We start from the raw sequence: 13,635 nt of genomic DNA, 5'->3' as shown, positions 1-13,635 counted from the left end.
GACCACACGGCCCGCCCTTCTTTGCTTGCATATCCCTCGGGAGCCTGGCGATCAGATGTGGATCGCGCGGCCGAAGGCGGCCAGCACGGATTCGTGCATTGATTCCGAGATCGTGGGGTGCGGGAAGACCGTCTGCATCAGTTCGGCCTCGGTCGTCTCGAGCGTTTTGCCCACAACGTAGCCCTGGATCATTTCGGTGACTTCCGCGCCCACCATGTGGGCTCCGAGCAATTCGCCGGTCTTCGCGTCGAACACGGTCTTTACGAAGCCTTCCGGCTCGCCCAGTGCGATAGCCTTGCCGTTGCCGATGAAGGGGAACGTGCCCGCCTTGACCGTGTAGCCTGCTTCCTTGGCCTTGGCCTCGGTCATGCCGACCGAGGCGACCTGCGGGTGACAATAGGTGCAGCCGGGGATGTTGTTGCGGTCAAGACCGTGCGGATGCACGTCCTTGTTGCCCAGCTCCTGCGCGATGGCTTCGGCTGCCGTCACACCTTCATGGCTGGCCTTGTGGGCAAGCCAAGGTCCGGGAGTGCAGTCGCCGATAGCCCACAGGCCCTTGACGCCGGTGCGGCCGTAGTCGTCGATCTGGATGAAGCCACGGTCGAGCTTGGCGCCGACCTTTTCCAGGCCCACGTTCTCGGTGTTGGGCACGATGCCCACGGCCGAGATCACGTGGCTGTAGGTTTCCTCGGTAACCTTGCCGTCCTTGGCCTTGATCTTGACCTTGACGTCCTTGGCACCCGCCTTGACGTCCTGCACGGCCGTTTCGGTGAGGATCTTCATGCCCTGCTTGGTAAGCGCCTTGTGCATGAAGGCCGAGACGTCCTTGTCTTCCACCGGCATGATGCGGTCGACCATCTCGACGATGGTCACGTCAACGCCCATGTCGTTGTAGAAGCTCGCGAATTCGACGCCGATCGCGCCCGAGCCCATGACCAGCAGCTTGGTCGGCATCTCGGTCGGGGTCATCGCGTGGCGGTAGGTCCACACGCGCTTGCCGTCGACAGGCGCGTTGGGAAGTTCGCGCGCACGTGCGCCGGTCGCCACGATGATGTGCTTGCCCGAGATGGTTTCCTTGCCCTTCTCGCCCGCGACCTCGATCTTGCCGTCGCCCACCAGCGTGCCGGTGCCCATGTGTACGGTGATCTTGTTCTTCTTCATCAGGTGCGTAACGCCCTGATTGAGCTGCTTGGCCACGCCGCGCGAGCGCTTGACCACGGCATCGAGATCGGCGCGGATATTGTCCGCCGCCAGGCCGTAGTTCTTGGCGTGCTGCATCTGGTGGAACACCTCAGCCGAGCGCAGCAGCGCCTTGGTCGGGATGCAGCCCCAGTTGAGGCAGATGCCGCCAAGCAGTTCGCGCTCCACAATGGCGGTCTTGAGGCCAAGCTGCGCCGCGCGGATGGCCGAAACGTAGCCGCCGGGGCCGGAACCGAGGACGATGACGTCGTAGGTGTCTGCCACTGTCTTATTTCTCCTGTTCGATCTCGCGGGGCCTGCCCGCCTCGTCGATCGCGACGAAGGTGAACACCGCCTGGGTCACCTTCACGCGCTCTTCTTCATAGCGATGGCGGCGCCAAGCCTCGATGGCGATGGTCATCGAGGTGCGGCCCACCTTTTGGATGTCGCCGTAGACGGAGACTTCGTCCCCGATGCTCACGGGCTTATGGAACTGCATCGAATCCATGGCGATAGTAACGGCACGCCCGCGCGAAAAGCGCGCGGCGATAAGGCCGGCGGCCATGTCCATCTGACTCACCAGCCAGCCACCGAAAATGTCGCCATAGGCATTCGTGTCGGCTGGCCGCGCGGAGACGCGTATCACCGCCTCGCGCTTGTCTGCGATCATATCCTGCATGTCATGCTTCCTTGCGCCTTTCGGCGAGGGGCTTGGGGCGGTCGTTCTCGTCGAGGCCGACGAACGTAAAGGTGCCGTTGACCACTTCGACCTGATCGTCGCCGGCACGGGCCCGTCCGAACCCGCGCGTCCGCACCGTCATCGAGGTACGCCCTGTCCGCACGAGCTGCGCATGGACGTCAAGCTCATCGCCCACCTGCATCACGCCCGGAAAGGCGAAATCGGTGGCGCCCACGACCACGGCCTTGAGGCCGGTGCGCCGCGCGACGAAGGAACTGGCGCCAAGGGCCAGCTGGCACATCAGCCAGCCCCCGAAGACCCCGCCATACGGGTTCAGATCGGTGGGCATGGCGGTGACGCGGATGACCAGATCACCCACCTCGCCATGCCCCGCCCCTGCGTTCATCTCAGGCGATCATCCCAAGCGGATTCTCGACGAAGTCCTTAAACGCGGCCATCAGGCGCGCGCCGTCGGCTCCGTCGATGGCGCGGTGATCGAAGCTGCCGGTCGCGCTCATAACGGTGGCGACGCCAAGCGAGCCGTCGTCCATGACCCAAGGCTGCTTCTGACCGGCGCCAATCGCCATGATCATGCCCTGCGGCGGGTTCACCACCGCCGAGAAGGACTTGATGCCCATCATGCCCATGTTCGAGATCGAAGCCGTACCGCCCTGATATTCCTCTGGCTTGAGCTTGCCTTCCTTGGCACGGGTGCCCAGGTCCTTGGTCATCTTCGCAATCTGCGAGAACGACTTGCTGTTGGCGTCCGGCACAATCGGGGTGATCAGGCCGTTGGGGATCGAGACCGCGACCGAGATGTCAGCCCGCTCGTACTTGATAAGCTCGGTGCCCGCGAAGGACACGTTGCACTCGGGCACCTCGACCAGCGCCATGCCGAGCGCCTTGACCAGCATGTCGTTGACCGAGACCTTGAGCCCACGGCTGGAAAGCGTCTCATTGACCTGCGCGCGCAGGTCCATCAGAGCGTCGAGCTTCACGTCCACCGACAGGTAGATGTGGGGCGCTTCCTGCTTGGACTGGGTGAGGCGCTTAGCAATCGTCTTGCGCATGCCCGAGAGCGTCTCGATGGTGTGCGGCACGCGATCGTCCAGGATCGAAGCCGCGTTGGAGACGGCCGGTGCCGCAGCAGGTGCCGTAGCGGCAGCGGCGGCAGGTGCCTCCGCCTTGCCGGGCTCGGCGTTCTCGACGTCGGCCTTCACGATGCGGCCGTTCGGGCCCGAGCCCTTGATGGTCGCGAGGTCGAGGCCCTTGTCGGCCGCAATGCGGCGCGCGAGCGGCGAGGCCTTGATGCGGCTGTCGTCGGACTTGGCGGCGGCCGGAGCCGGGCTCGGCGATGGAGCCGGCGCGCTGGAAGCCGGGGCCGCAGCGTCCTCGTCCTTGGCTGCGGGAGCGGGAGCGGGAGCCGGAGCGGGGGCTGCGGAGACGTCGGCGTCGGCCAGTGCGGAGGCATCCTCACCCTCCTCGGCCAGCAGCGCGATGACCGTGCCGACTTTCACGCCTTCAGTGCCCTCGGGCACGGCGATCTTGCCGATCACACCTTCATCGACCGCCTCGAATTCCATCGTGGCCTTGTCGGTTTCGATCTCGGCCATGATGTCGCCCGAGCTGACGGTGTCGCCTTCCTTGACCAGCCATTTGGCCAGCTTGCCCTCTTCCATCGTGGGGGAAAGGGCGGGCATCTTGATCTCGATGGGCATGGAAGCTTTTTTGTCCCTTTATTCCGTGGGGAGGCGTTTCAGGTTGCCCCTTCATTGAACAAGTTGCAGCTTGCGCACAAGCTCCCAACAGGTGCTTTTTTCGCATATGGGATGGGTTGCGCGCAGGCTCAATACCCCTGATAAAGCACGCCGAGAGGATGAATATGCGCGTATATCTGGTCATTGTGGACGAAAGCGACGAGGCTCTGGTAGCGCTGCATTACGCCGCGCGCAGAGCTGCAAAAACGGAAGGTGCACTTCACCTTCTTGCAATCGTACCCCCTCAGGAGTTCAACGCCTTTGCCGGCGTGCAGGCCACAATCGAGGAGGAAGCACGCGCACGGGCCGAGACTCTGGTGACAGCCGCAGCGGGTAACCTCCTCTCGCAAGGTGCCAAGATGCCGCTAATTTCCGTCGAGGTCGGTGAGGACATCAAGGTCGTGCGCAAGTACCTTGAAGCCCACCCCGAAGTATCCGCGTTGGTGCTGGGCGCTGCGCGCGAGGGCGGCCCGGGGCCCCTCGTCTCGCACTTTACCGGCTCGGGCCTTGCGCGCATGGCTTGTCCGGTTTTCGTTGTGCCGGGCAATCTCGACGACGAGGCCATCGAGCACCTGGCTGACAACTAAGTCACAGCCTGTCACCCGCGGCATCGCGCCGACCGATTTCGTCGGGGCGATGCCAGTTCGTCTTGGGGTCAGCGTTTCTTGCCGCGCCCTTGATGGCGGATATTGGCGGGACGCCCGCGCTTTCCGACAAGGTGCTTGCCACGGTGCTTAAGCGGCGCGGGCTTTCCGCGCGGTTCGATCCGGCCACCGCCCTCTTCCAGCTCGAACTTGAGCGCGCCGGTCAGCGGGTTCGCCTCGGCGAGGCGCAGCGGCAGGATCTGGCCGATGGCGTAAGTCGTGCCGGTCCGCTCGCCTTCAAGGACCTGCTTCTTCTCGTCGTAATCGAAGCGCTCGTCTCCCAGGGTCGAGACCGGGACCAGCCCATCGCCGCCGAGCGAAATGATCGTCGCGAAGAATCCGAACTTCTGGACCCCGGTGATGCGGGTCTGGAATACCTCGCCCACGCGCGAGGCGAGCCAGGCCGCGACATAGCGGTCTACGGTTTCACGCTCGGCTTCCATCGCGCGGCGCTCGGCCTTGCTGATGGCATCGGTCACACGGCCCAGGTCTTCGCGGTCACGCTCAGACAGGCCACTGGTTGCCGGGATATCGCCTTTTGGAACCGGCTGCTCCAGCCCATAGGCGTCCACGAGCGCGCGGTGGACCAAAAGGTCGGCATAACGGCGGATTGGCGAAGTGAAGTGCGCGTAGGATCCCAGCGCAAGACCGAAGTGCCCGGCGTTGCGCGGCCCATAGTAGGCCTGCGTCTGACTGCGCAGGACCGCTTCCATGATAAGCGCCTTCTCGGCCTCGTCGGCAATGTCCTTGAGCATCCGGTTGAACAGGCCCGGCGTGATGACCTGCCCCATCGCCAGCTTCATATCGAAGGTGGCCAGGTAGTCCTTCAGGGCTACCAGCTTCTCACGGCTCGGCGCTTCGTGAACACGATAGACGACGGGCGCGACTTTGGCTTCCAGCGCCTTGGCCGCCGCGACGTTTGCCGCGATCATGAAGTCCTCGACCACGCGGTGCGCATCGAGACGTTCGCGCGTGGCAATCTCGGTGATACGCCCTTCCGAGTCGAGCTGGACGCGTCGTTCGGGCAGTTCCAATTCGAGTGGGTCGCGTGCCTTGCGGGCTGCGGCAAGCGCCTTCCAGCAGGCCCACAGCCCCTGAAGGTTGGCTCCGTCGCGGTCTTCATCGATGCGAGCCTGAGCTTCCTCATAAGCGATCACTTCGTCGATGCGAACAATCGCGCGGGTAAAGCGCCAGTCGGTCACCTTGCCCTGCGCGTTGATGGTCATATGGCAGGCCATGGCCGCGCGATCCTCGCCCGAACGCAGCGAACAGACGTCGGCGCTCAGGATCTCAGGCAGCATGGGCACGACGCGGTCGGGGAAGTAGACCGAGTTCCCGCGCTTGCGCGCTTCTCTGTCGATACTGCCGCCCGGGCGTACGTAAAACGAGACGTCGGCAATCGCCACGAGCGCGTCGAAGCCCCCGTCCTTGCGCGGCTGCGCCCAGATCGCGTCGTCGTGGTCGCGCGCGTCCGAGGGGTCGATCGCCACGATGGGGAGGTGGCGCAGGTCCTCGCGGTCCTCGTGACTGAGCGGCAACATCGCAGCGACCTCAGCTTCGCCCAACGTCTCTTCCTCGAAATGGTTGGGAATGCCGTGCTTGTGGATCGCGATCAGGCTGAACGCCTTGGGCGCGAGCGGTTCGCCAAGAACCTCAGTGACCTTGACCGCCGCACGCACCGACTTGCCGATGGGTTCGGCCAGCACGAGTTCGCCCGCTTCGGCGCCGCCCAGATCGCTGATCTTCGAGGACTGGCGGATGCGCTTGTCCACTGGCTGCAGCCAGCCCTGCCCTGACTTGTCGATCTCCACCACCCCCAGCATCTGTTCGGAGCGCAGGGCGAGCTTTTTCATCGGATAGCCGCGCCAGCCAGATCCCGTTTCTTCGGTCCGGGAAAGTACGCGGTCACCTTTCTTGAGCGCGCCCATAGGGTTGCGCTTGCCCTTCGCTTCGACGAGGCGAATACGCGGCGGAGGGCTCGCATCCTCGGGGTGCCAGGTATCGGGCACCGCAATCGCCTCGCCCTCATCGATGTCGACCACGCGCAGCACGGTTACCTTAGGTAATCCGCCCATGCGGTGGTACGCGGTGCGCTTGCCGTCGATCAGTCCTTCTTCGGCCATGTCCTTCAGCAGCGCCTTGAGCTGGATCTTCTCCTGCCCTTTCAGCGCGAACGCATGCGCAATCTCCCGCTTTCCGGCAGGGCCGTCCGCGTTCTGGATGAATTCTAGGATCTGCTTGCGCGTCGGCAGCCCCGGTTCGGGCCGTTTCTTGAATGCCATAGCCTTGCCATGGGACACACAGGGCCCGAATGCAATGGGCAGCGACGCCTTGAGGCCGCGTCAGTCCTGCTGGAGCGGGTGGAAGGCGCCGCCCGGCACCGCAGCCGCTATCGGACTTTGAGCACCGCTGGCCGAACTGGCGCTGACGCCCAGGATCCAGTCGTCGCCGCGAAGGCCGTCGAGTTTCACGGCGGTCTCAGAGGTGGCCTTGGTTACGGGCTCGACCTCCCAGTCCGCTGCGTTGGTCGCACGCTTCCAGACTGAATAGGTCGCAGCGCCCGCGACCGGCTCCCAGGTCACGTCGGTCCAGGTCTTCACCGCCGCATCGGCACGGGGCGCGGGCGGCATCGGCGCATTCGCCAGAGCACCGAGCACTGCGATGTTAAGATCGGTGACCTTGGCGAGATAGGGAAAATTCATGTACTCGGCCGTGTCCCCGTAAAAGGTGCCGTCCTCGGTGCGCAGGTCCTGGTGCTGGTGATCGTAGTTCTCCACCGCAGCTGTGAAGCGCACAGCCGGATAACCCAGCTCCAGGAAGGGCGTCTGGTCGCCGCCACGCCCCATGCGGTCCGCTCGCCAGATCTCGCGCACGTCGAAGGCGGCGTCGAGATCCGGTGCAAGTCCGGTAATGAAACGCGAAAGATTGCGGCCCGGACTGTCATTCTCACCGCCAAAACGCCGTGCGGCGCTGCGTGTCTCATCGGTCGCATCGGCACGGGGGCCCTCGGAGAAAAGCCGCACATGGGCATCATCGCAATAGCCGTCCGAGCCACATGAGCCGCCAACGATATCGTTGTTGAGGACCGCCTTCACGGTCCAGCCTTGCGCCCTGGCGTAGTCGGCCAAGACCTTCCCGCCCAGGAGCCCCTGCTCCTCGCCGGAGAGCGCAGCGTAGACGATCGTTGTCGGGAACGTCCTTTGCGAGAGCGCGCGCGCGGCTTCGAGGACAAGCGCCACGCCCGAGGCATCGTCGTTGGCGCCGGGAGCATCGCTGGTTGCGTCCATGACATCGCTTACCCGGCTGTCGATGTGCCCCTGCACGATCACGACTTCATCGGGGCGCTCGGTCCCTCGTTGGATCGCGACCACATCGACGATGCGCGTGGGCTCGGGGACCCGGCGCCCGGTGACAGTCTGTTCTGGCTGAACGATGTCGAGACAGCTCCCGCAGGCAGACCCTATCTTCGCGAACTCACGTGCGGCCCAGGCCCGGGCGGCACCGATCCCGCGCTCCGGATCGCTCGCCGAAGACAGCGTGTGGCGTGTTCCGAAGGAAACGAGGGTCTCCACATCGGCTCGCAGGCGGGCCTCCGACGACGGGTCCGCGCGGGCGGTCATTGGGGATAGGACAGCGCCAAGCGCGAATGCGGGTAGGAAAATTCGAGCGTTCATGACGCGCACTGTTCCGTGCGCCAACGCAGAAAGCAAGCCTTGCTCGCAGTCCCTGCTCCGGTCAGTAGTCGGCGGGTTCCGGGCCGTATCGGTTATGGCCGTCGCTCGATCCCATGATGCCAAAGACCACGACAAGCAGCAGGGACACCATGCCCATAAGCACCGCTGGCGAACTGTTCAGGCTCTGAAGGTCAGCCTGCATGGTTTCCGGATGCGCAAAGTCAAGCTTTTCGAACGCCGCCGTAACAAAGGGGATGCTGGCAATACCGCCCCCGATGCCGACGAGCTTGAGAGCGACGGCAAGGCCTGCAATCCAGCCCGGCTTGCCCGAATCGTGCAGGCGGCGCACGAACGCGGTCACCAGCAATCCGGTTGCTATAAGAGACGCAATCGCGTTCACCCAGATCGTGCCAACTAGCGTAGATGCCATGCGGGTCTTAATCGCGTCGGCCAATGCGGCGTCGTTTGTGCTGCCGGGGTTGGACGAAATGGCGTTGATCCCGTCCAGCACCATCGCACCGCCCACGATCAGGCCGTAAATCCAAGATACGGCGAAATAGAGCACCACGAGAAACGCCGTGTAGATCCAGAAGGTCGTACGCGAATCCCGGCCGGTGAACGTGACGAGGTTCGAAAGGCAATGCCGGATCGGCTCTATCACGTTCATGGCTCTAGTCCTGTTTATGCAGGCTTCAGTACGAGCGCGCGACGTAAATGCGTTCGGCGGCGGGCTCGCCGGTAAAGATGCACGCACCGCTGACGGGCTCTGCGTCCATGGGCGTGTTACGCATGGTAAGCTTGAGCGCCTTCAGGCGCAGCACGATCTCTTCCAGCTGTACGCCGGTGGGGCGCGACCACTGGACTTCGGCCCAGCCCGGGTACTTCTTGCTCGGAGCGAAGAAGGCTTCGAGCTCCTCGAAGGTCGAAACGCGCGAAATATTCGCGTCGCGCTTAGCCTTGGCTTCGGCGAAGAGCGAGGCCTGGAGGTCTTCCAGTTCACCCGCGGCGACACCCAGGAAAGCCTCGCGCGCCATGGCATTGAAATTGACCTTGCCCGCCTCGTTCCAGAGGTTGTCGCGGCGAACCACGGTGATCTGGCCGTTCTCGGCATCGCGCCCGCCGATCTCCAGGATCAGCGGCACGCCCTTCTTGACCCAGCCCCAACGCTTGAGCGCGGCCTTGCCCGGGCGCTTGTCGAGCAGGACGCGGATCTTCTCACCCATGGCCTGGCGTGCACCAAGAGCCTTGCGCAGATCCTCGCAGTAGGCGAGCAGCGCGGCGTCTTCCGGCTTGTCGCGCAGCATCGGCAGAATAACGATCTGGTGCGGTGCGACGGCGGGCGGCACGCGCAGACCATCATCATCACCGTGCGTCATGATCAGGCCGCCGACCATGCGGGTCGAGGTGCCCCACGACGTCGTGTGGCATAGCTGCTGCTGGCCTTCGCGATCCTGGTAGCTGATGCCCGCCGCCTTGGCGAAACCGGTGCCCAGGTAATGCGAGGTGCCCGCTTGGAGCGCCTTGCCGTCCTGCATCATGGCCTCGATCGAATAAGTCGCATCTGCGCCCGGGAAACGCTCATTCTCGGGCTTCTCGCCAGCGATCACAGGCATGGCAAGAACGCCTTCGGCGAACTCACGGTACATCTCGAGTGCGCGCAGCGTCTCTTCCATCGCGCCGACACGGTCGGCGTGGGCGGTGTGCCCTTCCTGCCAAAGGAACTCGCTGGTCCGCAGGAACATGCGGGTGCGCATTTCCCAGCGAACGACGTTGGCCCACTGGTTGGTCATCAACGGCAGGTCGCGCCAGGACTGGATCCAGCGCCCCATGGCCTGCCCGATCACGGTTTCCGAGGTCGGACGCACGATCAGCGGCTCTTCGAGCTTGGCCTCGGGATCGGGAACCAGTCCGCCCTTCCCATCTGATACCAGACGGTGGTGGGTCACGACCGCCATTTCCTTGGCGAAGCCATCCACGTGCTCCGCTTCCTTGGAGAAGTAGGACAGCGGAATGAAAAGCGGGAAATAGCAATTGTCAACGCCGGCATCCTTGATGCGGTCGTCCATCAGGCGCTGCATGCGCTCCCAGATGCCATAGCCCCAGGGTTTAATCACCATGCAACCACGGACACCGGATTCTTCGGCCAGTTCGGCCTCGGCGATCACTTCCTGGTACCACTGCGCGAAGTCTTTTTCACGCTTGGTGTTCAGGGCATGGCGGATAGCGGACACGGGCAATCTTTCTGTATCTGCATTAAAGGCGGCCGAACGGCCGCCCTTGGGTGAAAAATCAGCGTGCCGGAATCACCGGCACCATGCCCATGCGCAGATACTTATTTGCCGAGCGCGTCAAGCCTCTTCTGCATTTCGGCCATCTGATCTCGCAGCGCAGCGAGGTCCTTGTCCCCATCTTCCGATTTGGAAGCGGGCATTTCGGGCTTCTCGGCACCGGGCATGAAGGCGGCCGATGCGGCCCGGAACATGGCCATGTTCTGCTCGGCAAGTTTGGCCAGAGGGTTGTTGCCGAGGCTGTCCTCGAACGTCTTGGCGAGCTTGGACTGGTTGGCCCGGAAGTTTTCCATCGAGGCTTCCAGGTAGTGCGGGATCAGCGACTGCATCGAGTTGCCGTACATTCCGATCAGCTCACGCAGGAAGTTGACCGGAAGCATCTGCTCTCCGTTCGATTCCTCTTCCATGATGATCTGCGTCAGAATGGTGTGGGTGATGTCAGTGCCCGATTTCGCATCGAGTACTTTGTAGTCCACGCCTTCGCGCGTCATCTTCGCAAGATGGTCGAGCGTGATGTAGCTCGATGAGCGGGTGTTGTAGAGACGCCGGTTCGCGTACTTCTTGATGATGACCGTGCCGTCGTCCTTGGATGCCTTGTCAGCCATGCGCAATCCTCAGTTATCTATGAATGAACCGTAACACCCGGATATGTCGCGTTGCAACAGGATTTGCTGCGCAGCAATAGACGGTATTAATCGCTTTTAACGTCCGAAGCGACGGCCCAGCGAGGTCAGCAATTCGTATTGGCTCAGGCCGGAGGCTTCGGCCGCCTCAGGCAAGAAATAGTCGAGCGTCAGCCAGTCGCCCTCACGAACATGGGGTGCCGCGCCCAGATCAACGACGGTCAGGTCCATGCTGACCCGCCCGAGGACCGGCAAAGCAGCGCCTTCGCCATCCCGAAACATGCCCTTGCCCGACCAGCAGCGCAGGAAGCCATCGGCGTAGCCCAGAGCCAGCGTGCCCACCCGCATGGCGCGCGGCGCAGCAAAGGTCGCGTTGTAACCCACGCTCTGCCCGGCTTCGAGGTCCCGCACCTGCAGCACGGCCACCTGCGGGCGCACAACCTGGCGCAAATGCGGTGCCATTTCCGCGCGCGGCAGGCCTCCATAGAGCCCCAGCCCCGGCCGGGTCAGGTCGCCATGATAGGCTTCGCCAAGACCGATCCCGGCGCTGTTGGCAAGGCTGGCACGGCGATACGTGAGGGCGCCTCGTGCCTCCATCCAGCGCATGCGCTGCGTTTCGTTGAGCGGGGTCTCCTCTTCCGAGGCGACAAGGTGGGAAAAGAGGACATCGACATCGAGCCGGGCCAGAGCGGGGTCGCCCAATTCGTCCATGGCAACGCCGAGACGGTTCATGCCCGTGTCGACCATGAGATCGCAGCGACCGCCGCCCGCAGCAAGCCAGCGCCGCGCCTGGGCCAAGGAGTTGATTACCGGCTTCACACCGCACGCCTGCGCAAAGGCCGCGTCAGCTTCTGTCAGGGGGCCATGCAGGACCGAGACCATGCCCGGATCGGCCGCCGGAACCGCGTCGGCCACCTCGCCCCAGTGCGCCACGAAGAAATCGCGGCACCCTGCTTCCAGCAGAAGCGGTACGGCATGGCGCGCGCCGGTACCGTACGCGTTCGCCTTTACGGCTGCGCCCGCCCGCGCAGCGCCGGAGAGCCGGTCAAGAGCCTTCCAGTTTGCAATCAAGGCATCGTCGTCGAAATCGAGGCGCAAGGGCGCCTGGGGCCGTTCAGGGTGCATCGTGTCCAAAGTCGCGCGGAGGCCCGCTAGGCAGGCCCCAAAGGGAAATCAGCAGCGCAAACGCGACCACGGTCCAAGTATACCAGAGACCCTGATACGGATTCCCGCTGCTCGCGACCATGTAGCTGGAAATGAGCGGCAGGAAACCTCCGAAATAGCCTGTCCCGATATGATAGGGAATCGACATCGAGCTGTAGCGGATCTGGGGCGGAAACATCTCAGCCAAGAGTGCTGCGACAGGCCCGTAGGTCGCCCCGGAGAGCGCCATGAGGAGAAGCAGCATGGCGCCCATACGGATGGCATCCCAGGCGCCCGGTCGGACCGTCTCGAAGCTGTAGCCTGCCTCTTCGAGCCAGCCCTTGAGGCGCGTCTTCCGATCGGCAGCCGTGGCCGACGGATGTGCATTCAGGGTGATGGCGCGCTCTCCGATGCGAACTTTCAGCGCGTCACCAGGGACGACCGAATAGGCTACGCCCAGCCCGGTAAGATCACCCAGAAGGCTCGCGCAGAGCGTTGCCTGCTCCTTGGCAAACGGGCTGTAGCGGCATCCCGAGCCTTCGACGTGCACGGGGACCGCCGCGTTGATCTCGACAAGATCGGGGTTGGCACTCTGGCCCATGATCCAGAAGGCCGGAAACAGCAGCACGAGCGTCAGCGCATACCCCCAGACAATCGGCTTCTTGCGCCCGATCCGGTCGGACAGCGCGCCGAAGATGACAAAGAAGGCCATGCCCAGGGCCGCACTTGTACCGATGATGATCTCGGCCATGGTGCTCTCGACCCGCATGGCGCCTTTGAGAAAGCCAAGCGCGGAGAACATCGCGGTGTACCAGATCACCGTCAGCCCGGCTGCGATCCCGAACAGCGCGATGAAGATGCGCTTGCGGTTGCCAGGATACCTAAAACTCTCCTTGAAGGGGTTGCCAGCTATCTCCCCCTCGGCGCGCATGGCCTGGAAGACAGGGCTCTCCGAAAGCTTCAGGCGCATCCACAAGGAAATGCCCAGCAGCACGAGCGAGAGCAGGAAGGGCACGCGCCAGCCCCACTCCAGCCACAGCGCCTCGGGCATGAGCGCCTTGCAACCCAGCACTACGACGAGGCTGAGGACGAAGCCTCCCACCACGCTCGCCTGGATGTAGCCCGTGAAGTACCCACGGCGCTCCGGGGGCGAATGCTCCGAAACGTAGATCGCCGCCCCTCCATACTCACCACCAAGCGCGAGTCCCTGCATCACGCGCAGGCACAGCACGATGGCAGGCGCGGCAAGTCCGATCGAGGCGGCCGAAGGAATCAGGCCCACACCGGCGGTCGCGATGCCCATCAGGGTGACCGTAACGAGAAACGTGTACTTGCGACCGAGCCTGTCGCCAAGGAATCCGAACAGGATGGCGCCCAGCGGCCGAAACCCAAAACCGACCGCAAAACCGGCCCAGACGAGCAGGGTCTCCAGCGTTTCGTTGCCTGAAGGAAAGAACGTCTGCCCGATGATCGCGGCAAGCGTGCCGTAGATAAAGAAATCATACCATTCGAACACCGTCCCCATCGACGATGCGGCAATCACGAGCCGAATATCAGAAGCGCTTGGCTGTGTGTCTGCTGCGCGCAGATGCGTCCCTGCCATGAACCGGACCTCTCCCCCCAGAGCCTGTTCTCAGGCCTCTCTCCG

The 13,635-nt window shown here is 63.7% G+C and carries 12 protein-coding genes; 1 reads left to right on the top strand and 11 read right to left on the bottom strand.

Features of this window, described 5'->3' with window-relative positions; translation table 11 throughout:
* Positions 1 to 51 precede the first annotated feature (51 nt).
* Genes lpdA through FMM79_RS06130 form a run of 4 tightly spaced genes read right to left on the bottom strand, consistent with a single transcriptional unit; the run spans position 52 to position 3,576 of the window.
* Positions 52 to 1,464, bottom strand: coding sequence for a dihydrolipoyl dehydrogenase (lpdA, locus tag FMM79_RS06145; RefSeq protein WP_148626634.1), 1,413 nt, complete (start codon positions 1,462 to 1,464; stop codon positions 52 to 54).
* 4 nt (positions 1,465 to 1,468) lie between these two features.
* Complete coding sequence (locus FMM79_RS06140; RefSeq protein WP_371710868.1) at positions 1,469 to 1,858, bottom strand: acyl-CoA thioesterase; 390 nt, start codon at positions 1,856 to 1,858, stop codon at positions 1,469 to 1,471.
* A 1-nt stretch (position 1,859) separates the two neighbouring features.
* Positions 1,860 to 2,264, bottom strand: a complete 405-nt coding sequence (locus FMM79_RS06135; protein WP_240339015.1) for an acyl-CoA thioesterase — start codon at positions 2,262 to 2,264, stop codon at positions 1,860 to 1,862.
* 1 nt (position 2,265) lies between these two features.
* Positions 2,266 to 3,576 (bottom strand): pyruvate dehydrogenase complex dihydrolipoamide acetyltransferase, encoded by a 1,311-nt coding sequence (locus tag FMM79_RS06130; RefSeq protein ID WP_148626633.1) that lies wholly within the window; start codon positions 3,574 to 3,576, stop codon positions 2,266 to 2,268.
* A gap of 164 nt (positions 3,577 to 3,740) precedes the next feature.
* Between FMM79_RS06130 and FMM79_RS06125 the strand changes: the two genes are divergently transcribed.
* Entirely contained in the window at positions 3,741 to 4,202 is a 462-nt protein-coding gene (locus FMM79_RS06125; RefSeq protein WP_148626803.1) for a universal stress protein, read from the top strand.
* A 68-nt stretch (positions 4,203 to 4,270) separates the two neighbouring features.
* On the opposite strand, the gene rnr is transcribed toward FMM79_RS06125, so the two are convergent.
* The 7 genes from rnr to FMM79_RS06090 all read right to left on the bottom strand — a co-directional run bounded on the left by rnr (position 4,271) and on the right by FMM79_RS06090 (position 13,590).
* The gene (gene rnr, locus FMM79_RS06120) at positions 4,271 to 6,541 is read right to left on the bottom strand and encodes a ribonuclease R (RefSeq protein ID WP_148626632.1); all 2,271 of its coding nucleotides are present in this window, start codon (positions 6,539 to 6,541) and stop codon (positions 4,271 to 4,273) included.
* 60 nt (positions 6,542 to 6,601) lie between these two features.
* Positions 6,602 to 7,933, bottom strand: coding sequence for a M20/M25/M40 family metallo-hydrolase (locus FMM79_RS06115; protein ID WP_148626631.1), 1,332 nt, complete (start codon positions 7,931 to 7,933; stop codon positions 6,602 to 6,604).
* A gap of 61 nt (positions 7,934 to 7,994) precedes the next feature.
* Entirely contained in the window at positions 7,995 to 8,600 is a 606-nt protein-coding gene (locus FMM79_RS06110; RefSeq protein WP_148626630.1) for a DUF805 domain-containing protein, read from the bottom strand.
* Between the two features lie 25 nt (positions 8,601 to 8,625).
* A complete protein-coding gene (gene proS / locus FMM79_RS06105) occupies positions 8,626 to 10,164 on the bottom strand; it encodes a proline--tRNA ligase (RefSeq protein WP_148626629.1) in 1,539 nt (512 codons plus the stop codon).
* Positions 10,165 to 10,265: 101 nt separating this feature from the next.
* Positions 10,266 to 10,826 (bottom strand): polyhydroxyalkanoate synthesis repressor PhaR, encoded by a 561-nt coding sequence (gene phaR / locus FMM79_RS06100; protein ID WP_148626628.1) that lies wholly within the window; start codon positions 10,824 to 10,826, stop codon positions 10,266 to 10,268.
* Positions 10,827 to 10,922: 96 nt separating this feature from the next.
* Positions 10,923 to 11,969, bottom strand: a complete 1,047-nt coding sequence (locus tag FMM79_RS06095) for an alanine racemase (RefSeq protein WP_148626627.1) — start codon at positions 11,967 to 11,969, stop codon at positions 10,923 to 10,925.
* Positions 11,959 to 13,590: an MFS transporter gene (locus tag FMM79_RS06090; protein ID WP_148626626.1), complete on the bottom strand. Its 1,632-nt coding sequence runs from the start codon at positions 13,588 to 13,590 to the stop codon at positions 11,959 to 11,961. The genes FMM79_RS06095 and FMM79_RS06090 overlap by 11 nt, the downstream gene beginning before the upstream one ends.
* Between the last annotated feature and the right edge of the window lie 45 nt (positions 13,591 to 13,635).

Origin of the sequence: Novosphingobium sp. BW1 (genome assembly GCF_008107685.1) — a bacterium.
Lineage (GTDB): Bacteria > Pseudomonadota > Alphaproteobacteria > Sphingomonadales > Sphingomonadaceae > Novosphingobium.
This window is presented reverse-complemented; position numbering and strand designations above follow the sequence as displayed.